This is a genomic window from Pseudoalteromonas xiamenensis (assembly GCF_030994125.1).
GTDB lineage: Bacteria > Pseudomonadota > Gammaproteobacteria > Enterobacterales > Alteromonadaceae > Pseudoalteromonas > Pseudoalteromonas xiamenensis_B.
The window spans coordinates 252,181-274,393 of sequence record NZ_CP099918.1; the positions used below are offsets into that span (position 1 = coordinate 252,181).

A 22,213-nucleotide genomic window follows, 5' to 3' on the forward strand; every position below is an offset into this window, starting at 1 on the left:
ACTTAGAGGCATTTTCAAGTTGTAGCTCTACCCAAAGGCATCTCGATCAGATGCCTTTTATCACAAGCGTAAGCACACGCTAAATCTCATTTAACAGGCGACGTTGCCAAAACGCCGAATTTGGAAATCGGTGAGCACCGCTATCGTAATGCAGTTGGTGCAGTTTAATGAACTCATTAAAATCCTGAAAGACTAGCGCTTGATATGCGCTCAAGGAGGCTTTATTTGGGTTATCTACCCAATTCAAAATGGCTTTTGCGGCTCGAATTCCCTGCTTTAAGGACTTAGTTATACCCGCCGATGAAATCGAATCGTAACTTGATGCCGCATCCCCGACTGCTAGCCAATTGTCACCAATAACCGCTGATAGAATCGAAGAAGGGGCCGTTCGCACAAAAAGAACCCTAGGCGAAGGAATCGCTTGGTTGAATTGTTCACAGCATTGGGTATAAAACCATTGATTATTACAAAATGCGTGATACCACTTTTCATTGGAATTAAGCCTTCGCTGCTTTAGCTCGTCCGCATCAGTATTAAAACTCAATATGGCCCGATTGTTCGGAAGCCTAGCTGCATACCACCAGCCGTATTCATCACTCGATACAATCGTGTGGGCTGGAGCTGATGAGTTACTTTCTAATTCAACGAATGCACACACGGACACTACACGGTCAAACAGATTGTTAGCAACCGACAGACTGCGTGTCACAACTCGATGTTGACCAGAAGCATCGACAATAAAATCAAATTCATGCTTATCAAGCTCCGGTTCGCAGTTAAGTGAAATAGTCCTATCACTTTGTTTAATTGCAGTGACTTTGGTGTTTTCCACAACCGTCACACCACGCTTGAAACAGGCCGACAGTAAGTTTTTATCAAACAGTGTTCTGTCTAAATGGAAGCCTTGTCCAATCGGCGTAATAAAAAAGTCATTATACCCAACCGATTCGTCACCCCACTGCGATAGACTACCCGGACAACGTAAATGAAATTCTTCCGATAAGAGGGACTCAAGATCTAACTCTCGTAAGTAAGAACTTGCGGCAGGCGGTACTGTTTCACCAATTTTAGGTGTGCCACTGTCTGGCGCTGTTATGAGAGTAATTTCGGCCTTTTCGCTGCTTGATGCAAATTGCTTTTGCAACGCAAGTGCCGTCGCACATCCCGCAGGACCGCCCCCCACAATACCGATACTCAGGTGTGATCTCGTCATCGACTGCTCCTTGACGTACTCATTACCCACGACGTCACTGACCGAGGTTCATCTACTAAGCATGAATCACGGCCAGTGTAGCGGGTATTCTCTTCTGATAGCTAATTAACTTTTAGGTCCACAATCCGTAGGGGCTTTGTAACCTGGCTCAGACGGCTGTGGCCATACTTCTACACCGTCCCCTCGACTATCAAAAAGACTTGCCACTTCAAGGAAGTAGTCAGGCCCGAAATTAGAACCTGGTTTATCACCTTCAATTTGCAAACCTTGGATCACAAAGCCTACTTTGTGCCAATTTTCGACGAAATCGAAGTAGCATTGATAGCGCCCTTGCTGCTGGGGATAGAAAGTCTGCGTGCCGTGCCCTTCGTCACCTCGAACACTGTAAAGCGAGATACCTTTGCCTTGACCAGACGCTGCGTCATAGGTAAACAAGCTCTTTGGATACACTGACACTGGACGCTGTGCTGGCCATGACCAATACAACGTGTTGTCCTGAATTGGCGCTAAAGGAGCCTCTCCTTGCTGATTGTTTGGGTTCGGCATAGTAGGATTCGGATCAGGCACGTGCGTTGCACAACTGTTGTAATCAGTGTGCCAAGGCTGTGCCATAAATTTACTCAAATCACCGGGTTCGACGGCATCTGCTCTAAGCGGCACGTAACCTACGCCTAGGAATGGCTTTGAACTGTTTGCGTTTGCGTAATTCAAGGATTCCATGTTGATCCGAAATGGCCCAATCTCACCTTGCCACTTCGTCACATAAAGATTGGTATCGCGCACGATAAAGGTTAAATCAATACCCGGGGAATAACGCCCGCCTAAACAGTTTTCAAGCACCACTTTATCAAGTCGCTCTCCATCCCCCATAGGGCGAGCTTCAGCGTGGAATTTATCACCATACCACTGCATTAATAGAAAATACTGCGTTTCGGTTACGGCCAAAAAACTCTTCATCGCATCGCCAAGTGCCAAGGGCATTTTAAGACGGGTTCCATCTTCATTATCAGGTGCATTTGAAGTCCCTGGAGGTGAAGGTTTACGCAACAAGCTGGTGAATGAAGGGATCTTCTCACTCGGCGTATCTGAAGGTTGGATTTCCTTCATCCGTTTATGTCCTTGAATGCCTTTTTCTGGTATCGCGGCGTTCCACTGTTGCAAAAATGCAGCGTGAAACACGGGCATTACATCACCATCAAACGATGCTTCATAATCTTGATTAAATCCATTGCTGAACATAGTCGGTTCAAGATTTAAATGTTGTACCCACGTGTCATAGACATCGTCCCACGTCGAAACGACATTGCGCGTTTGCGGTGCGTAACTCGGGTCAGTGCACACAACCCAACCGTGTACCGCCTGTTCAACAGACCCATCTTCAAAGTAAACAGTCGCCGTCACCGGTCCATCAGAGGTATCATCAAACCAATAGTCGTTATCTATTGCATCGTTCAATTCAGGGTACTGGCCATTTCGCATAATACCGCTCGCTTTACCAAAACCACCCGCGACGATAAGTCTGCCCGTGTTCGACTCTATGCACATCTCGCCAAGGGAGGAAATTTCGCCAAGCGGGTTATACATTTTATAGTTTGCATCATTAAAATGTTGATCAGGAAAGCTTTTTGGGTATTTCCACGCACTACTTTCTTGCTGAATTAGATTGTCACTGTTCACAAAGCTCGCCGGGGTCGCTTGGTCAAAGTGCAAAATAGTTGTTGCTTGCGTCTTAACGGAAAGAGCTCTAGGTCCTGGATCCACCACCAGGGTTTTTAAACGGTTTTCATCTTGCAACTCAGCGCCAAATTCTGGGTTGCGTATAGGCGGCGTTTTACCCCCTTCATACGCTACAATCCCCTCTTCAGCCCCACCTGATGTGCCATTGTCGGACGTAATTTTGTAGTTATTGTTCTTCTTGTTCGCAACATGTACTTGCCAAACAATGTCTTTAATGACTTTACCACCAATAGAATCGCCGATTTTGACTTCACGTCCTACGTCATTTGACGGATAAGTCGTTTGTTCAACATCATAGGCAAATAGACGAAAACGAGCGGCTTGACGTTTTACGTTGCCACTTTTATCGCGAAAATCGTTCTCATCAATCGGGGTATTCTCTGAGCCGGCTTTAATCGGTAAGCCACCGAATAAACCAGTTGTTTTATCAATCAGTTCGCCAGCAGCCGTTTCAGGTGCTAAATAGTATTCTTCACTGTTACCAACACGCGCGAAGTTGATGCTTGGGTGGACTCTGAAATAACTCATTATTTCTCTCCTTGTGATTTTACATAAGCCATAGCAGCCGCTTTGTCTTTTTCTTGCGACCAGAAGAATATATTTTGAAATGCATGGCTAATATTAAGATTCGTTGCCGGCAAAGGTTTTAAACCTGACTTTGGTGCAAACGCTTGTTCCGTGTTGTGACAACGGAAACAGTTGTTCATGGCCGTAGCCGACTGCGTGTATGTTTCAATCGTGCTGTTTGAGAGGCGCAAAGAGCCGGTCAAATACTCATCCGTGGCAAAATTAAGTCCTGGCGCTAAAGGTGACTCTAATGGGTTATTGGTTACTGCACCGTTATTTATCCAAATTGCGCCAACTTCAAAATAGTTTTTCAAGTAACTGAGTTGCTTGGGTAAGTTTTCCCAAACACTGTCATTTAGCGACTTAATGTTGTCGGTGTTAGATTGCTTTTGGCCTGCTTGATTGCCATAAGCGTAACGGCGGCACACTTGAGTAATTGGCGTGAACTTTTGCGTGTTGTCCTGTACAGCAAGTCCACTCACACTCGCGTTTTTGTTACAGTTTCCAAGCTGAGTGCCTTTTTTGTAAAACAAGTAGTCTTTATCTGAAACCACTTGATCAAGTGCCATGCCATCAGGGACATCCGGCGCATTGTTATTAAATTCAAACGTGGCCCAAATCATTTCAGGGTGATTGGCGACAATGCCACCAATATGAAAACCCACCAAAGCTAGCGTTTGTGTTTCAACTTTTGTCGGGTCTACTTTGATACCACTCGGCGTATTTACAAACTTGGCGATGTCCTTTTTCATTGTAAATAGACCATCCGTTTTTTCACCCGGAGCCACCACTTTCCATGATGCTTTAAGCTCTAATGCCCCTTTACCATTTTGAATCGGAAACTCAGTGGTTGGGTCCAACGCCAACACATTGGCTGGCTTTGTTAGGTCGCTCCCACCAAGCTTACCCTGAATAAAATCGGCGAAGGTTTGATTTACATATTGCGAGTAGTAAACCGCACGATTGTTTTGGTCTACCAAAATTCCGTCCGTACCTGCTTGCAAGTACTCGTCAAGAGACGAACCGTGCTGCTTTTTGCTGGTTCTTGGCATCAAGCCTCGCTGCTCTAGTCCAAGCAATGATTGTGGTGTCGCAAAGTCTAAGAAACGCGGCTTGCCATTGTCTCCATCCATAAGCCACAAAAACATTTGCCATGACCATTGATGAAAATCGCAGTTTGACGGATCGTTTTGATGAGCAGGATCATTTGGGAAAGTCTCGTCATTTGGACGAACCACTCGGCCATCCTTTAACCAACTGGATTCAAAAACACATTGTTCTGTTGAATCCGTTTTATCAGTCGCGGCCATGCTCACGCCTGAATACATTCCCCCAACCAACAACATCACATATGTAATGCGGTTGAGTACTCGCTTACTTGTCTGTTTCATGTCGCCTCCTAGGCTTACTAGACGGTTGCAGCAAAGTGTTCGCTTGAGATGGGCCCATCGTCTCGCTGAACTCCTTTTGATACACAAAGTTAACAACAAATACACAAATGAAGTATTACACGCAATTACAGTAATGTTAGGTTGCCGACCTATTTTTGGCGTAAGAGGACATCTCTAAATGGCCAATGCCAGTCCCAAAAATGGGATTTCACTCATCCCATTTTTGGGATCGCCTTGCATAAAAACTACAAACAAAACATAACAAACCTTTGTTTTATAACATCTTAATACATTGGCACATTTCCTGATTTAATCATTCCAACATGTAGAATCAGTGGACGTAAGCAATGGATTATTTAAACACAACAACGACAAAAAAATTTCCCACCAAACGTATCGTGATAGTTGGAAGCCTGCTTGTGACGTTAGTTGCAGGAGTTTGGACTTTGAAGTCACAAATCACTCAAGCGTCGGTCAGCAAAAACAGTGTACTTACCGCTCGCGTCCAACAAGGTGAATTCACCATCAAAGTCGCGGCACCCGGAGTGTTGGTACCGGAAGACATTCGCTGGGTAGCCAGCAACGTAGAAGGGAAAGTCGAACGTATTTTGAAAAAGCCAGGAGCCGTTGTTTCGCAAGGTGATTTGATTGTTGAACTGACAAACCCAGAGCTTCAACAAAAGGTAGAAGAACTCAATTGGGAGCGCCAAGCGCTGAGCGCTGAGCTCAATGCATTAAGTACCGATCAGCAAACACGATTACTCGACATGAAAGCGGCGGTTGCCAAAACCAACATGCAATATGAGCAAGCACGGATGCGCTTGAACGCGGAAGAAATCTTGATTAATCAAGGTAATGCTACTGTTTCAAAACTCGATTTTGAAAGCTCAAAATTAACCGTTGCTCAGCTAAAAGAAACGCTCGATATCGACAATCAACGAACTGAACAATTGCGTAAAAATCTAGCTGCTCAACTTGCAGCACACCAAGCACGCCTATCTAAGCTGGATAAAACCATTGAACGCGCTGAATTTGAACTAGCTTCGTTGCAAGTGAAAGCCCCTCTAGACGGTGTATTGCAAGCCATGCCTTTGGAACTTGGGCAACGCGTTTCACTTGGTAGCAATGTGGCGAAATTCGCCAAGGCGGGAGATCTTATTGCTGAACTAAAAGTACCCGAGCTTAAAGCGTCAAACGTTGTCGTAGGGCAGAAAGTGATCATCGACACGCGATTTAGCGAAATCGAGGGGATAGTTTCCCGTATTGACCCTGCGGTAACGCAAGGCACCGTTCAAGTGGATGTGACATTCAATCAGGCACTGCCACCCGAGGCGAGACCAGACTTATCCGTTGACGGTGAAATTGTGATCAATGCTAAAGCGAACGCCCTTTACATTAAGCGCCCTTCCGCATCACAAGAAAACCGCACCATGCCAATTTTTAAATTAAATCCAACAGGTTCAATCGCCGAGAAAACCACAGTGACCTTTGGATTAGCATCCAGTACAGAAATTGAAATCGTGGCGGGGCTAACAAAAGGCGACACGGTCATTATTTCAGAACAAACACAGCTAGCGCGTCACGAATCAATCACGTTAAACTAATTTTAGAGGGACTACGTCATGAATCATTTGATAGAACTAAACAACATTAAAAAAGTCTTCGTCAGCGATGACGTTGAAACACACGCTCTTACCGACATTCACTTAGTGATCAATAAAGGTGAATACGTGTCAATTTCTGGCCCTTCGGGTTGTGGCAAATCGACGTTACTATCCATTCTCGGATTACTCGACACGGCCACTTCAGGGTTGCACAAGTTAGCCGGTCACATCGTTGGTGACTTAGACAATAAATCAAGAGCGCTTGTACGCAACAAAGAAATTGGATTTATTTTCCAATCCTTTAACTTAATTAGTGAGTTAACGGTAGTTGAGAACATCGAATTACCATTAACCTACCGCAAAGACATCGACAAGAAAACACGTCGAGCGTTGGCTGAAGCAGCCCTCAAAAAGGTCGATATGAGTCATCGCTCTACGCACTATCCTTCGCAACTATCCGGTGGTCAACAACAACGTGTTGCCGTTGCTCGTGCGATAGTTGGTGCGCCATCGCTCATTCTTGCAGATGAACCGACAGGTAACTTGGATTCAAAAAATGCCAAACTGGTGATGGATTTGCTCGATACACTTCACGAAGAAGGTGCAACCATTTGTATGGTAACGCACGACCCGCGAGGTGCACAGCGCGCAGAACGGGTAATTGAAGTATTCGATGGTCGCATCATTGCGGATTCTGGTGCTCGTACTCAAACCACTGACGTGGCGTAGGAGGTCTGTATGTTTGATGATATCCGCTATGCCATGAGACGTTTGCTAAAAACGCCTAAATTCAGTGTATTAACAATATTTGTTATGACGACAGGCTTAAGCCTTTGCATCTTTATGGTCGGCTTTTTGCAATCAACGTTGCTTGCGCCTCTCCCATTTGAACATGGAGATAAAGTTCGAAAAGTCACCACTGTTGTCGACGGGGTAATTTATGACGGTCCAACGCTTCGCTTGCATGAGTTTGAAGAACTGCGTGAGAAACAACAAATATTCTCGCAGATCGATGCATATAAAATTGCAGGGGTGAACTTAAGCACCAGCGATAAAGTCATGCGCTATGAAACGCATTACGTAACCCCAGCTTTTTTCTCAATGTCGGATGGTCATGCAAGTCTTGGTCGCCTGTTTGAGCCAATGGACTTGGAAAAAGGCCACGATAAAGTTGCGGTTCTAAGTTACGTGCTATGGCAAGAATTGTATGCTGGTAATGAGCAAATTATTGGGGAAAAACTGCGTATTGATGGCGAAAACTATACCGTCATAGGTGTAACAAGCCAAGGTTACCGCTTTCCAGGCTCCGCTAAACTCTATTTGCCATTTACTGACACGACGCATGGCGTCAAACGTGAAAATTCACCTTACGTTGCTGTGCATGGTATGCTGCGCGACAATGTAAGTGACGCACAAGCGATGACCTTCATTCAGCAATTCTTTTCTGAGTTAAAAGAGCAATACCCTGAACTTAACTCAAACATTCAAGGCTACATTTGGACCTATCAAGATGAAATGGTGGGTAACGGTGGTGATAGCATTTTAGCAACGATGATGATTTCCGTTGCGCTCATTTTGTTACTCGCTTGTATCAATGTAGGTAATTTGCTGTTGTCTCGAGCGATTGAGCAGAATAAAGAAATCGCAATTCGCAGTGCGTTAGGTGCGCCTCGTGCGACGCTCATCAAACAAATGATGTGGGAGAGCGTGATCATCTGCTGTGTTTCAGGACTTTTTTCTATCTTGATTGCTGGATTCACAGTGAACCTAAGCGTGCAATATTTCTCGACTGGTATGCCAATCGAAGCACCTTACTACTGGCATGAAAACATGACGTCAGACACATTGTTCGCCGCAATCGCAATTTGTATTGCCACTATTTTTGTTACTGGCTTTTTACCGGCTTGGCGAGCAAGTAAAACCGACATCAATGCAGTCCTTCGAGACGGGACACGCGGCGCACAAAGTAAAGGTACAGGTCGTTTAAGTAAGATCATCGTTATCTCGGAAGTTGCCCTTTCATGCGCATTGATTTTAGTCTCTGTGTCTATGGTCAATGCTGTTGGCGAACTTGAAAAAGCGGATTATGGCGTGGCGTCAAAGGGTTACCTGACTGCACGTGTAGGGTTAGACCAAAATCGTTATGCTACGAATGAAAGTCGCATTCAATACTATGAGAATCTGAAAGATTTACTGAAACAAGACCCAACGGTAACTGGCGTCGCGTATGCTTCTTCTTTACCGCACACGTGGGGTTATTTGACTAACTTTGCTTTAGAGCAGTTTGACTACGGTAAAGAACCGAATTATCCATCGGCGAACTTAAACTTGGTTGACACTGACTTCAATGAAACACTAGATCTCACGTTGGTTGAAGGTCGCTGGTTTACACCACAAGACAATGAAACATCCCCTATGGTTGCCGTTGTTTCACAAAACTTTGTGGACAAATATTACCCTAACGAATCACCTATCGGTAAGCGTTTTGTGTGGGTAGATGAAGACAATGCGCCTTGGATCACCATTATCGGCGTGTCAGAAAACGTGATATTCGGTCAGCCCGTTGAAGGTAATAAAATACGTAGCTCAGTATTTGTGCCATATCGACAAAGCCCACGCCGTAACATGCTGTTGGCAATTACCTCGAACGGCGACCCTGATTTACTCCGCAGCACACTAAACCGCGCAGCCTTACAATTGGACAAAGACACGCCAGCGTATTCGGTCAAAGCGGTTGAAGTAGCGATTGCTGAACGTATCGGAGGCATGAATTTTGTTAGCCGCATTTTCTTGAGCTTTGCTATCGCTTCAATGGTTTTAGCGTTCAGTGGTATTTACGGCGTAATGGCAAACTCTATCGCACAAAAGCGCCAAGAAGTGGGCGTACGCAGAGCGCTCGGCGCGTCCGATTTTGATGTACTAAGACATTTTACCATCAAAGGTATGAAACAATTATCGGTAGGTTTACTTGTTGGCTTACCTGCTGGGTTTGGTTTAGTTGCACTCATGGCACAAGCTGGCATTGCCTCTGGGTCTACGGCTATTTTCATTGCTGTACCAACGCTTATCTTACTTGTCGTCGCGTGTGCAGTTTATTTCCCTGTAAGACATTCTCTCGCCTTTGAACCCGCTGTAGCGCTTCGCGACGAATAAGTCTTGCCACTTCGTGAGCATTTACCCTTCGGGGTAAATGCTCACTTTTCACTTTTGTTTGAAAACAGTAAACTAGAGTCAGAATATATAGGGAATACTATGAAGCACGTTCTTGTTTGTGATGACGATCCGAGTATCGTCAGCGCACTACGTTTACTCCTAAAAAGCGAAGGGTTTACCGTTGTAACCGCTTCTTCTCCTGCTGAAGCTGAGTTTTTTGTTAAGAGTAAAGAAATCGATTTAGCTTTAATCGACCTCAACTATCACCGAGATACGACGTCAGGTGATGAAGGCATTGCCCTCATTAAAGCACTCAAGGAAATTGATTCAGAATTGGCTATTGTCACGATGACAGGTTGGGCAAGCATCGACATCGCGGTGTCGGTCATGCAAGCTGGCGCCGGTGATTTCATTCAAAAACCTTGGGAAAACGAACGTCTTCTGTCCATTTTAAACACGCAGCTTGCACTTCGCGCGAAAAACAAAGAAAACTCATTATTAGAGGCAGAGAATCACGTATTAAAACAATCACTGGAACCGCAAGGTAAAGTAGAACTGATCGCACATTCACCAGCCATGAAGACCCTACTTCAACAACTTGCGCCGCTGGCGAATTCGGACCTCAATATTCTCATCACCGGTGAAAATGGAACGGGTAAAAGCTTACTCGCTGAATACATTCACCATCTCAGTCCTCGTCAACACGCTCGTTTTGTTTCCATTAACATGGGGGCAATAACGGAATCCTTGTTTGAAAGCGAGATGTTTGGTCACACCAAAGGCGCATACACTGACGCAAAAGAACAACGTGTGGGTCGTTTTGAACTGGCCAACGGCGGCACATTGTTCATGGACGAAATTGGTAATATTCCTCTGAACCAGCAAGGTAAATTACTCCGAGTGCTGGAATCCAAACAATTTGAAAAGGTGGGTTCGAGTAAAACTCAGGTTGCCAACGTGCGGATTGTAAGTGCAACCAACGCAGACCTCGAGATGATGGTAAGCGATAGAACCTTTCGGCAAGATTTATATTACCGACTCAATACCTTTGTCGTGACGCTACCGCCTCTGCGAACACGAAGAGACGATATTGTCCCACTTGCAGAACAACAACTAAGAGCAGCTGCAATTCGTCAGCGAAAACCTATTCCTTGCCTGTCAGAATCGGCAATTAAGGCACTGGAACACTATGATTGGCCAGGTAACATACGTGAGCTATCGCATACCATGGAACGTGCCGCCTTGTTAGCCACGACCGAAATCGGTGCAGAGCACCTTATGTTGTCTTCTTCGGCGTCCACACCCGTTCAAAGTACGCGTAGTGACTTTGATGAGCGAACGATGGACGACATTGAAAAAGAAATTATTACTGCCCGTTTGAATGCGCACAAAGGCAATGCCGTGACCGCCGCAAAATCGCTCGGCCTTAGTCGCAGTGCGTTTTATCGACGTCTCGAAAAGTTTGAAATATAGATAGGGGTTATATGCCATTTGAAAAGCAAATTACGCGCCTGATAGCTTGGTTGTTTATACCCTGTTTTATCATGCTTTGTAGCGTGCTGTATGTCGCGAAACTAAACCTCTATTTAACTTTGCTGATAATCAGCCTTGTCTTTTTCACTGCGTGTGTGGCTTATCAAATACTGCATAAGAAACTGCAAGATCAATTCGTGCAACTGGGCAATATTATCGAAGCACTCAATCAAGGCGACTTTACCCTGCGCGCCAAAAGTCTAGCCACTGATTCCGCCCATTCGCAGTTACTCCGCGAAATTAATCATCTTGCCGATACGTTGTCATCTCAGCGATTTGAGTTCAAAGAAAGCCAACTTCTACTCGCAAAATTATTGAAAGAAATTGATGTGGCGATTTTGGCCTGTGATGGTTCAGGTCGAATTACGCTGGCCAATCCAGCCGCGACCAAATTATTTTCACTAAGCGAAAACAGATTAACATCCTACAACCTGCACGAACTGGGTCTTGCGCATTTGCTCAACAGCCAATCAAACGCGTTGGTGAGTTTAAATTCTGCACAAGGCGGTCGCTGGCACTTATTTAAAGATCAATTCCGCGATAAAGGTGAACAACAAACCCTGTTTATTTTGTCTGACGTGGAAGTTTTATTGAGTCGAGAAGAACAATCTGCGTGGAAAAATCTTGTGCGCGTTTTAAGTCATGAAGTCAACAACTCGTTGTCACCGATAGTCTCTATAAGCGCAACACTAAAGAAAATTTCATCCAATGCAGAACTCGACTCGGAGCTCAAAGAAGATTTAAACGATGGACTGACGCTTATTGGAGAGCGAGCAAATCGACTACATGGGTTTATCAATGCCTATCGTTCCGTTACGCAGTTACCCGAACCAAAGGTGGAAACGATTAAACTTGCGCAATTGCTCAATGCACTCGCTGCGCTGCTTCCATATCAAATTGATATACAGAATCGTTTAACCGATACATCATTACAAGCCGACCCGAGCCAACTCGAACAATGTTTCATTAATTTATTAAAGAACGCTCACGAAGCAGCCCCAAACAAGCCGATACAAATCAACGTGTACACCGAGGCCGGCTATCATCACATCACTATCCAAGACCAAGGTCCTGGCATTCAAAATCAAGCGAATTTATTCGTTCCACTGTTTACAACCAAACAAGGTGGAACGGGATTAGGTCTCGTGCTTAGCAAGCAAATAGTGCAGGCCCATGGAGGCCGACTAACCCTTGAAAACACGCAACCAACTGGGTGTAAGGTAACGGTTAGCCTTCCCAATTAAATGGCCGCAGAACGCGTAAGAAAAAGAAAAATCTGAGCGAACCAACCATTAATTGGCATCAAGTAACGTCTCTATTTATTCCTTGATAGAAAGGTACTCGACAGGGATATTGAACTCCATACGCAAAAATTCGATATAGTTCATTTCATCAATGGTTGCGACTGGTTCGCCAACAATTACCAATTTCTTCGCTTGTTCGTGATTTGGCCAATAGGAATATTCTAATATTTGGCCTAATGCTTGCCTAATACAGGCTTTTGCCGAAGAGCATGTTTTAATTTCGTAAAACCAGTAATCTTCACCTTGTTTCACAACCAGATCTATACTGCCATTGTTGACTTTGATTTCGGTGCCAACATTATCATCACCGTAGATTTGCCGTAATTCATTGTAGAGTTTCAGTTGCAGGTCGTTATGTCTAAGAGATATATCAAGTTGCTTTTCAACTACCGATGCAACCGTATTCGACCTTTTATCTGAACAGCCAGCCTTAAATTGAAAACCTTTTGAGTTAACGGTGTTTAATCTAGCAGCGTTAACATTTTGGGTAAAAAGATACAGCGGTAAAAGTCTATCCAACGTTTCGAGCACAATAGAATAGTCAATGCTAACTAATTTTTGCTTTCCACCGAGAAAAATAAACACTCCCTTTCGAACAAGTTCATTTGGGATAGCCGAAGGCATACCATCACTTCCTCTTTCAAGATGGTAATGCCACATCCTTAAGTCAGCATATTTCTCACTAAACTCATTAATATACTCATTAAATCGGGCTATCTGAGGAATGAGCACATCAATACTTGGAAGTGATTGACTGCATTCGAGTGAGAAAGCGACACCAAATCGGAGGTAATCCCCTTCTATCCCAATATTAAACTGCAATTCCCTACGACCACCATAATGCCAACCCCAATGTTCAAATACCGTTCGTTGATCAAACAGTTTTGACGAAGGCAACTTAGTTAACCCACAGATTTCTTTACGAATAATTTGTAGTTTACCAACTTCATAGTGTTTGGCTTTCTCATTAATTTGATTAGCTATTTGCTTAAGTAGATGCACCTATTTTCCCTAAAATGCAGAATAAACTTCGGATAATATCGACTGAAACTGTGAGATTATATTCAAATTCAAGAGCTATAGCCGACGAATCCGGATTGAATAAAGTGTTGAATTACAAAACGTTATCATTTTAGTGATGGCAGAACAAGTTGCTATTTCACAAGTGAATTAACTATGACTGTTAACCGTGATTTGCAAATTTAGGCAAACTCTCAGAACTTATACCCATCGAAATGCGTGATACGAAGTGCACCGTTTGCTATCAAACCGTGCACTTCTGGTAGCGGATTAGAAAATAAAATCGACACCGATTGATATGGCGCGCGAATCACCATGATATGCCCAACCTGTGGGTTTATCACCTTGATCAACAAAGTTGTCATATTGGACTTTCAACGCAGCACTTGGATAGAAATTATATCGAACACCATAGCTAAGTAAGTAATGCTCTTCCAAGTCTTCTGTCGGTACTTTGGTACGTTTATGGTCTGCTTTAGAATACGAAATATACGGTTGGAATTTATCCACGTTGTAGACCAAAGACACTAAATACGTTGGGAATTCAGTTCCATATACGTCATCATATTTCACTAAGTTCCAATCAAATAAAACGGTAATTGGATCAAAGTTAACAGAGCCACCAAATCCGAGAAACTCTTGGGTAAAATGAGGCGAATCCGTCGAAGTGCCATCGTCGTTGACCGTCGTTCTATCACGATCATTCGTGAAATACACAAGCCGTACGTCAAAGTTGTCACCCGACACATTCCAGTTAAAGCCAAGAATGTCTTTCCAAAATTCATCGACGGAACGGGCATTACCACCATACAAGCGGTCGTAATATTTCATCTCTTTGTTGTCGTACGAATACTCATTGCCGTAAAAGACCATCACGTTACTGGCGTAATCGCCCATAGTGAAATCATAAATCGCTGAAACCCCATTAAATTGGGTGACTTGCCACCAATATAAGTTTGAGGGCGGACGCATCCACGGATACGCAAACCCGACTTCAGAAAACTCTGAAAAGTAATACATTGGAATATTGCGACGTCCTGCCAAAATCGTCCACTGTTCTGAAGGTTTATACGTTAGGTAATACCAGTCAAACTCGGGACTAAAATCATCCGTTCCTTTCGCAACGAGTTGCGCTGTAAAATCGAGCTTTTCTCCTAAACTTGTTGTCGCTTGGAGCGCTATCATTGATTCAGCATTGAATGTAAGGTCATTCGTATATTGCCCTACATCATAAAAATCGGCCGTAAAGGTTTCATCCCGTGTTTGACCTGGATTTAAAGGGTCATCCACTGTCCCAAGTGTTTTACCTGCCACAAGACTGCCATACCCTGAAAACTTAATGTCTGCATAGCTGACCGAAGTAAATAGGGCCGCTGCCATTGAAACCGCGCAACCTAAATATTTAGCTTTTAACATACCCTTTCCTTAAAAAGTGGCGACCACTTTAACATTACCCGTAACTGACGATGCAGCAACGTACGCAATCGCCCCTACGTTACCCGCGACAAACTCAGCAACCTGACCATCCGAATCCAGCTCTTTCGGTTTCGTACCTTTGCCCGTAAACACCAGTTTTGCCCAGTAAGCATTAACTTGAGCACTTGTTCGACCTAATACTTTGTCTTCGAATTCTGAACGCGTTGCTGCACCGGCAGCAAGATTGGTTGGTATGGCGGTTTCACCTGAGCTGAACGCTTTTGATTTTCCTAAAAAAATTCGTTCAATTTCCGCTTTATCAAGTGCAACGTTATTACTTGGATGGACTATTACAGCAACTTCTGCAGACACTGCTGGCGATATTGTTAAAAGCATACCAATAGCGCCAATACTGCAAAGTAATCGATTTTTTATAGAACTTTGCATAAGGACTCCTCGACTGAAAGTTATCGGAGTTCGAGTGAAACTTAGTGCTTGGTTGTTCAATTGCGAGCAGTCTGTTTAAGGTGATCAGCCCTGATCCAACGACATTCAGTTACTGCCTAAATATCGCCGTATTACGTCCCTAAAATAGTAAAACACAGAAAAGCGAATCTCAAAAACTCGCTTTCATCGCAATTTTTCACCTTATTCTAAGTTTTATACGTAACTCACTTGTTAAACTTAGTCCCTTACAGCACTTTTTCCACTAAAATCCCGACCAAAACTCAACAATTTCTTTGCACAAGGTTTTCCGAGCGAATTGAGCACCATATTGATTTTGTGATGATTGGGGAAAAGAGTGGGAATATGAATTATTGTAGTTTTAGCAATCTAATCTTCGAATAAACCTAACACGAATGACTTATTGCCTTTGTTGCGGTGAACATTACGTGAGCCGAAAATAGAAAACCCGATAGACTATATCGGGTCTTTCAACTATTCGAATCTACTAGGCAATAACCAAAGTTTAGCCTTTTGCATTTCTATAGTTACCGCGCGCGGGTTTACGCGTGTTTGAACGCGGACTCTTAGCCCAAGGGCTGTTTGAGTTTTCCTGTTTTTTCGTCGGATTGCCTTCACCCTGCCCTTGCGGTTTACGATTATTCGACTGAGGTTTACGTCTAGCAGGTCTTGGTGCCGGCTTTTGACCGTCCGCTTTGGGCTTTTGTTGGGCCACAGACTGCGCGGGTTGATTTTGCTCGCCATTGACTACGTTTGGCTTCTTTGGTTTCTTCGCTTTTTTTGCTTTGATTGGGCGAGTATCTAGTTTTGACGCAGGTATCGCTTCTTGTGGCTCAAAACCCACTTCAACTTTACGAGCGATGACTTCTTGAATTAAACGTTCAATTCCAAATAGATCGGCCGCATCGTCTTTGGTTACAAACGAGACCGCTTGCCCAAAAGCTCCCGCTCGGCCAGTGCGCCCAATGCGATGCACATAGTCTTCATAAACGTTCGGTAAATCGTAGTTTACAACATGCGGTAACTCTTGAATATCAAGACCTCGAGCTACGATATCAGTTGCGACGAGCACTCTAATTTCTTGACTTTTGAAGCCTGACAACGCCTTCATTCGTGCATTTTGGCTTTTATTACCGTGTATGGCTAAAGCCGAAATTTTCGCTTTTTCTAAATCTCGTACTAAGTTATTTGCACCGTGTTTGGTGCGGGTAAATACGAGGACTTGTTTCCAATCGTACGTCTTGATCAAGTGCTTTAACAATGCCGCTCGTTTACTCTTATCCACTTCATACACTAACTGATCAACACTTTTCGCTGTCGTATTAGCTGGCGCAACGGACACTTCAATTGGGTCGTGGATTAACCCTTTGGCAAGTTCACGGATCTCCTTCGAGAACGTAGCAGAAAACAAAAGATTTTGTCGGCGATGCGGTAGCAACTTAATGATGCGCTTAATGTCGTGGATAAACCCCATGTCAAGCATGCGGTCTGCCTCATCGAGTACCAAAATTTCTAAATGATCAAATTTAACCGCATTTTGCTGATATAGATCGAGCAGTCGGCCCGGTGTTGCGACTAAAATGTCGGCACCACGACGAAGATTCATCATTTGAGGATTTATTTTCACCCCACCGTATACAACCTGACACGATAGAGGCAAATGCTGTGAATACGTCATAACACTTTGCCAAACTTGGTCAGCAAGTTCACGTGTTGGTGTAAGCACTAACGCTCGAACCTGATTGGAACGAGCTTTATTTCCCTGACTTAATAATTGCAACATCGGCAATGTAAAGCCCGCTGTTTTGCCTGTGCCCGTTTGCGCCGCAGCCATAACGTCACGGCCGTTTAAAATAGCAGGGATTGCCTGAGCCTGAATTGGTGTCGGTTGCACATACCCTTTATCAGAGAGTGCTTGGTTTATTTGTGGCGATAAGCCTAAGTCAGAAAAATGCATTTATGGTTACTCAACTTTTGCAGCGCGACAGGATACAGGAAAAAACGTCAAAGAAGCAAAAAGAATCATGGAAAGTTACCTAAAGCATAGTTCACGGCAAAGCGGGTGCAGAGATATTCTAAAACATCGCGGAAAGCCTACTGCAGTAGGCTCTTTCAAGACATTTAATCCGTCGCGGGTGAAGTACGTTGTTGAAACCAAGTTTTACCGACCCAAAAGAATAAACTACACAGAACGAACAGGACCGGGACAATGAGCACCCCATTTGCTGCGATAATTGCAGGGAAGTGTTTAGTTTGCCCTAAAAACACAGCAGCACTTGCCATAAAAAGAGGGAAAAGCATTCGCCATAAATGTCGAATTAGCACGAATCGTTTAGAAACATGATTCGAAAACAAAAAATGTAAATCCTCACAAAGGGCATACAGAGTAATTAGACCAAACATAGCAAATGCACTCGGTCCAAAACCACCGATTAACGCAGGACTAACACTAAGCGCAAAGTAGAAGTAGGATGAATACCCCGTAACGAGTATTAAGCCGAACACAAACAAACCCTTACTTATTAAGGCTGACGACGTTTTGGGCCTCATAACCAATAATGCACTTAAAACAAAATAGCAAACTAACCCGCCGTTAAGCATAGATAGTGGAATATGTTTAAACCACGCGATCACGCAACCACTTAATCCCATAAAGAACATCGTGATAAAGAACACGCGTCCAATCCGCTTGTGTAAAGCGCCACCTTTTTTTACGGCAATAACACTAAACCCTGAAACAATCCCCATTGTGCCCATAGCTATGTGAAAAATGAGTAAAAACATCAACATCGTTAAATGCCCTCTTGGTTATCGACCAAAGAATTGGTTTTGATGCTGCCTTCAATGGGCTGTGTGCTTGCACGAAAGCCAAAGACAATAAAGTACACTGGCATCACCAACTGCGTGATAAAAAGAGGTAATTGAATCGCAACAATAACTGGGCCTTGGAAGAACGTACTACTTAATGCAATTAACTGGAGTGCACAAGACGTTATCGCAAAGGCCAGTAATAGCTTTGGCATTCGCGTAGCTCGATATAACAAGGTATAAAACAGTAAAAGGCTAAAGCTTGAGAGAAAGAGTGACAGGTAGTGCGATTCGTTGCGCTCCGACACAATTAACCTACGGATAAATTCCATTGACTCGTTAAGTTCACTCAGACCTTTTGCCTGAACATCGCTGATAAAAGCGGTGTAATTTGCCAGATTCGCGTACTCTATTCCGGTTAGGACAAGTCCCAACGACGCCATTAAGATCACGAGTAAACTCAGCATTGGTTGCTGTGATTGAAAACGCTTAACCGCAATCATACCCACCACCACGTTAATGAAACTCAGCAGCAGTGCCATGAAGGTCGCAAATCCTAACGCGGTCGTTAAACTAGCCATATCTACCGTAAAAATATCCGATTTGAAAATACCTAAAAAACGGAAGTTCAAAAACAACCCGCCTGCCATTTGTACTAATAGCAGCCCACCTAAAATCGTACTTAATGTTACCTTTTTCATTCTCGACACCTTTTTATGTTCATCACGGTCGTGTTGATGCTTTACATAATAAAGAGAGGCGACGGCGGCTTGGTTGCATTGACGTAACGCTATGTAACGGAGTGTAACATCCGTAAATAAACTCCCTATGTAACCAGTTCCCTAGGCATGAGATGAGTGTCGAGGCCAAAGAATATCGAATGTTACGCTCTGTTACATTCCGTTGCTTAACTGAAAAGAAACCTTTTTTGAGCTTGTCATAATGGCACAACTGCAATTCGCAGGATTGTGAACTAAGGAACACCATTATGAAGAAATTCGTCTCTATTCTCTTTGTCGTCTTGGCTATGTTTGCTTCAAAGCCCACTTTGGCAAACGATGCCTTCGCGAAGCTATTTATTCAAAGTCAGGGATTTACAGATCAACAAGAAGCGCTCGCACTTAACGTGTTTAACGCGTTCAAAGCGGTGACGGAGGAGGTCAAATCCAGCAAAGGTTCAATCAAAGCGTTTTTTATCGACGCAGCGAACAGCGAACAACTTGATGCAAACGTAGCGTATGAATCGTACAAACAATGGCAAACAAACGTTGATATTCGCGTGTTACACCTTCTAGAATCAATGAGTCAGCTTCATGCCGAATTAACGCCTGAACAAAAACAAGCGTTTATGGCAAAACTTATCAAGGCGAGTAAGAAAGACGATTAATGTTGTGCGAAGGTTTACGCCTTCGCTCATTAATCAAATCGACGCAAATAGCAAACAAGTAGAGTGGTAAAACAATGACAATAAACGTGCTAATCATCGACGATGATGAGGCCTTATGTGCTCGACTCGAAGCATACTTCTCAATGTATAGCCTAACGCTGTGGTCTGCTCATTGTGCTGCATTTGGCTTAACACTGTTGGAGACTCAAAAACCCGATGTCTTGCTATTAGACGTTATGATGCCTGACACTGATGGTTTTACCCTGTGCAAGCAAATCAGAATGACGAGTAATGTGCCTATTATTATGCTGACAGCGCGCGGTGAGCTCTCAGACAAAGTACTTGGGCTTGAGTTAGGTGCGGATGACTATCTTGCCAAACCATTCGAGCCCAGAGAACTGGTCGCACGGATCCAGGTATTAATGCGCCGCCATAGTGTTTCAATCGACACACATCAAGACCTCACATTTGGTGAGTTGCAGATTCTTGTTGCTAGTCACCAAGCAAAACTAGACGGCCAAGACGTCCAACTCACCGGCATGGAATTTAAGCTACTGCATCTCCTCGCCACTCATCCCGGGGAAGTTTTTAATCGCGATCAGCTTTTAAATGAACTAAAAGGCATTGATTCCGACATATACAGTCGCTCGATTGATATTCTAATGAGCCGTTTACGGCAGAAACTACAAGATGACCCTAAGCATGTTAAGTACATAAAAACACTTAGAAATGTGGGTTACACCTTCATTGCGAAACCATCATGAAAATTCCACATTTAGGCCTTTTTGGACGATTTTTAGTTCTGTTTGCCGTAACCACGGTTTTGTTTTCATTGTTCGTCCTGTTAGGCAGCTTCGCCACGACCGAACAAGAAGCAAAACAGTTTGTGAACGAACGAGAACCTCAGCTGTTTGAGATGATCCAACAGATTGCACAACGTCCGATTGACGAAGTAAAACTTAATTCAGATGCAAAAAGTAATCGCGTTCGTATTCTGGTTGAGCGTGGAGAGCAACGTTTTGTCACGTCTGGGGAATTTCCTTCCATCGATGAATTGGCGAAAAACGCCGAACCGATTGGGCATTTGTATTTCAGTAAATTGAATTCACAATACTACTTATACGCCAATACATCGGACACCAATGTCGTTGTTACATCGCGACTTGTGAATCTCATTGTGTATCCTCAGTGGCTCATATTATGGCCTTGGATTGCCGCATTATTGGTGCTCATGACGAGTTATTACATCCTTAAACGGCTTCTCGACCCAATAAACACCGCCATTGAAAGTGCTAACCGAATTAGCCAAGGTGACTTTCACTACCGTATTGCCTCACACCCCAAATCGGAATTGTCTCGACTCACACAAAGCCTGAACAAAATGGCTGCCGACCTACAACGGTTATTTGAGTCAAAAAACGAAATGTTATTGGCGATTAGCCACGAACTCAGAACACCGCTTGGTAGAATGAACGTGTCGCTCGCCATGCTTGAACAAAACGAAATAACTAAAGAGTTAAGTTCCGACATCCATTACATGAACAATCTTATCGGCCAACTTCTAGAAGGCGAGCGGCTGCAACAAGGTCCCAGAGTCTTATCAACGTCGACGTACTATTTACCCACATTGATTGAAGACGTCTTGAATGAAAATGGGCTGCGAGACAGGGTGACGATTATGGCTCCCCTTCCTGAAGAAGCGATAAAACTCGATGTTGGACGCATCAAATTCGTGTTGCGTAATTTACTTCAAAATGCGATAGAACATGGAAAGACACAACAAAACGTCGAACTCGCTGTCAATATTTCAGAGAACGCCGTTAGTTTCTCAGTGATAGATCACGGTCTAGGTATTCCTGAGCACATGCTGGAAAACATGTTTACACCTTTTTTCCATGCAGAAAATATTAACCACCGTTCAACGGATGGTGTAGGTTTGGCGCTATTTTTGTGTAAGCGAATCGCCCAAGCGCACAATGGTGAACTAACCGTAGCCAACCTAAATCCTAAAGGGTGTGAGTTTAAAATGTCCTTGCCAGTTCAGTGTATCGTGACTTGATTGGCCCCATTAAGACAATTTTAACACTATTGTATAGACAAAAAATGGTGACTCATTACACCCTGTTAAACACAGTAAAAACTAAATGGGCGTAACACCTATCTCACCAAACTGTTTCAACGACTAACGTTAGCGCACATAGGACAGGCTGCTATGTACGAATAGCGACCCATCACTCTAGCTCATTTTTGGACAATTCAGAGTTGAAGGTCTACTTTGTGCCAAAAGCGGATCTTCAACGCTGTAATTGAAAACATGTTGGGTGACGCTTTCAGCTCACCTGACAATAATGATGAGTTAATCCAACTTACCGAGTTATGTTCGAAAAGCCATTTACATGACCAATGCAATAGAAACCGTACAAGAAAAGTGGCAGCGGTTTTTACAACACAAAACAATTTAACTTATTAATTTAAATGAATTTATTTTACTTATAAAGTAACATGCATGCAAAATGCACTTGATGTATTACGTCAGCAGCTAGCGAAGCAAGAAGAAGTCATTGCTCAACTTTAGGCACGTAATAATTACCTCGAATAACAATTCCGACTGGCCT

The 22,213-nt window shown here is 43.7% G+C and carries 17 protein-coding genes; 8 read left to right on the forward strand and 9 right to left on the reverse strand.

The window, feature by feature from the left end:
* Positions 1 to 79: 79 nt before the first annotated feature.
* The 3 genes from NI389_RS18235 to NI389_RS18245 all read right to left on the reverse strand — a co-directional run bounded on the left by NI389_RS18235 (position 80) and on the right by NI389_RS18245 (position 4,908).
* The gene (locus NI389_RS18235; protein ID WP_308362841.1) at positions 80 to 1,213 is read right to left on the reverse strand and encodes an NAD(P)/FAD-dependent oxidoreductase; all 1,134 of its coding nucleotides are present in this window, start codon (positions 1,211 to 1,213) and stop codon (positions 80 to 82) included.
* A gap of 105 nt (positions 1,214 to 1,318) precedes the next feature.
* Positions 1,319 to 3,478: a LodA/GoxA family CTQ-dependent oxidase gene (locus NI389_RS18240; RefSeq protein ID WP_308362842.1), complete on the reverse strand. Its 2,160-nt coding sequence runs from the start codon at positions 3,476 to 3,478 to the stop codon at positions 1,319 to 1,321.
* A complete protein-coding gene (locus tag NI389_RS18245) occupies positions 3,478 to 4,908 on the reverse strand; it encodes a hypothetical protein (RefSeq protein WP_308362844.1) in 1,431 nt (476 codons plus the stop codon). The genes NI389_RS18240 and NI389_RS18245 overlap by 1 nt, the downstream gene beginning before the upstream one ends.
* A 347-nt stretch (positions 4,909 to 5,255) precedes the next feature.
* Here NI389_RS18245 and NI389_RS18250 point away from each other — a divergent pair, with 347 nt between their 5' ends.
* From NI389_RS18250 to NI389_RS18270, 5 genes are all read left to right on the forward strand, one after another.
* Positions 5,256 to 6,512 (forward strand): efflux RND transporter periplasmic adaptor subunit, encoded by a 1,257-nt coding sequence (locus NI389_RS18250; protein WP_308362845.1) that lies wholly within the window; start codon positions 5,256 to 5,258, stop codon positions 6,510 to 6,512.
* 18 nt (positions 6,513 to 6,530) lie between these two features.
* Entirely contained in the window at positions 6,531 to 7,241 is a 711-nt protein-coding gene (locus tag NI389_RS18255; RefSeq protein ID WP_308362846.1) for an ABC transporter ATP-binding protein, read from the forward strand.
* A gap of 9 nt (positions 7,242 to 7,250) precedes the next feature.
* Positions 7,251 to 9,665, forward strand: a complete 2,415-nt coding sequence (locus NI389_RS18260; RefSeq protein WP_308362848.1) for an ABC transporter permease — start codon at positions 7,251 to 7,253, stop codon at positions 9,663 to 9,665.
* 99 nt (positions 9,666 to 9,764) lie between these two features.
* On the forward strand, positions 9,765 to 11,138 hold the full coding sequence (locus NI389_RS18265) for a sigma-54-dependent transcriptional regulator (RefSeq protein WP_308362850.1): 1,374 nt from the start codon (positions 9,765 to 9,767) through the stop codon (positions 11,136 to 11,138).
* An 11-nt stretch (positions 11,139 to 11,149) separates the two neighbouring features.
* A complete protein-coding gene (locus NI389_RS18270) occupies positions 11,150 to 12,442 on the forward strand; it encodes a sensor histidine kinase (protein WP_308362852.1) in 1,293 nt (430 codons plus the stop codon).
* A 75-nt stretch (positions 12,443 to 12,517) separates the two neighbouring features.
* On the opposite strand, the gene NI389_RS18275 is transcribed toward NI389_RS18270, so the two are convergent.
* The 6 genes from NI389_RS18275 to NI389_RS18300 form a co-directional block, all read right to left on the reverse strand.
* Positions 12,518 to 13,504, reverse strand: a complete 987-nt coding sequence (locus NI389_RS18275) for a hypothetical protein (RefSeq protein WP_308362854.1) — start codon at positions 13,502 to 13,504, stop codon at positions 12,518 to 12,520.
* 288 nt (positions 13,505 to 13,792) lie between these two features.
* Positions 13,793 to 14,938: a porin gene (locus NI389_RS18280; RefSeq protein WP_308362856.1), complete on the reverse strand. Its 1,146-nt coding sequence runs from the start codon at positions 14,936 to 14,938 to the stop codon at positions 13,793 to 13,795.
* Between the two features lie 9 nt (positions 14,939 to 14,947).
* On the reverse strand, positions 14,948 to 15,385 hold the full coding sequence (locus NI389_RS18285) for a phosphate ABC transporter substrate-binding protein (protein WP_308362858.1): 438 nt from the start codon (positions 15,383 to 15,385) through the stop codon (positions 14,948 to 14,950).
* Between the two features lie 523 nt (positions 15,386 to 15,908).
* Complete coding sequence (locus NI389_RS18290) at positions 15,909 to 17,360, reverse strand: DEAD/DEAH box helicase (protein ID WP_308362860.1); 1,452 nt, start codon at positions 17,358 to 17,360, stop codon at positions 15,909 to 15,911.
* A gap of 164 nt (positions 17,361 to 17,524) precedes the next feature.
* The gene (locus tag NI389_RS18295) at positions 17,525 to 18,193 is read right to left on the reverse strand and encodes a hypothetical protein (protein ID WP_308362862.1); all 669 of its coding nucleotides are present in this window, start codon (positions 18,191 to 18,193) and stop codon (positions 17,525 to 17,527) included.
* 2 nt (positions 18,194 to 18,195) lie between these two features.
* Positions 18,196 to 18,912 carry a DUF4386 family protein gene (locus tag NI389_RS18300; RefSeq protein WP_308362864.1) on the reverse strand — a complete coding sequence of 239 codons (717 nt, stop codon included), beginning with the start codon at positions 18,910 to 18,912 and terminating at the stop codon, positions 18,196 to 18,198.
* Between the two features lie 287 nt (positions 18,913 to 19,199).
* Between NI389_RS18300 and NI389_RS18305 the strand changes: the two genes are divergently transcribed.
* From NI389_RS18305 to NI389_RS18315, 3 genes are all read left to right on the forward strand, one after another.
* On the forward strand, positions 19,200 to 19,598 hold the full coding sequence (locus NI389_RS18305) for a hypothetical protein (protein WP_308362865.1): 399 nt from the start codon (positions 19,200 to 19,202) through the stop codon (positions 19,596 to 19,598).
* 74 nt (positions 19,599 to 19,672) lie between these two features.
* Positions 19,673 to 20,362 (forward strand): response regulator transcription factor, encoded by a 690-nt coding sequence (locus NI389_RS18310; RefSeq protein WP_308362866.1) that lies wholly within the window; start codon positions 19,673 to 19,675, stop codon positions 20,360 to 20,362.
* Positions 20,359 to 21,657, forward strand: a complete 1,299-nt coding sequence (locus NI389_RS18315; protein ID WP_308362867.1) for a sensor histidine kinase — start codon at positions 20,359 to 20,361, stop codon at positions 21,655 to 21,657. Before NI389_RS18310 ends, NI389_RS18315 begins: the two co-directional genes overlap by 4 nt.
* Positions 21,658 to 22,213 lie beyond the last annotated feature (556 nt).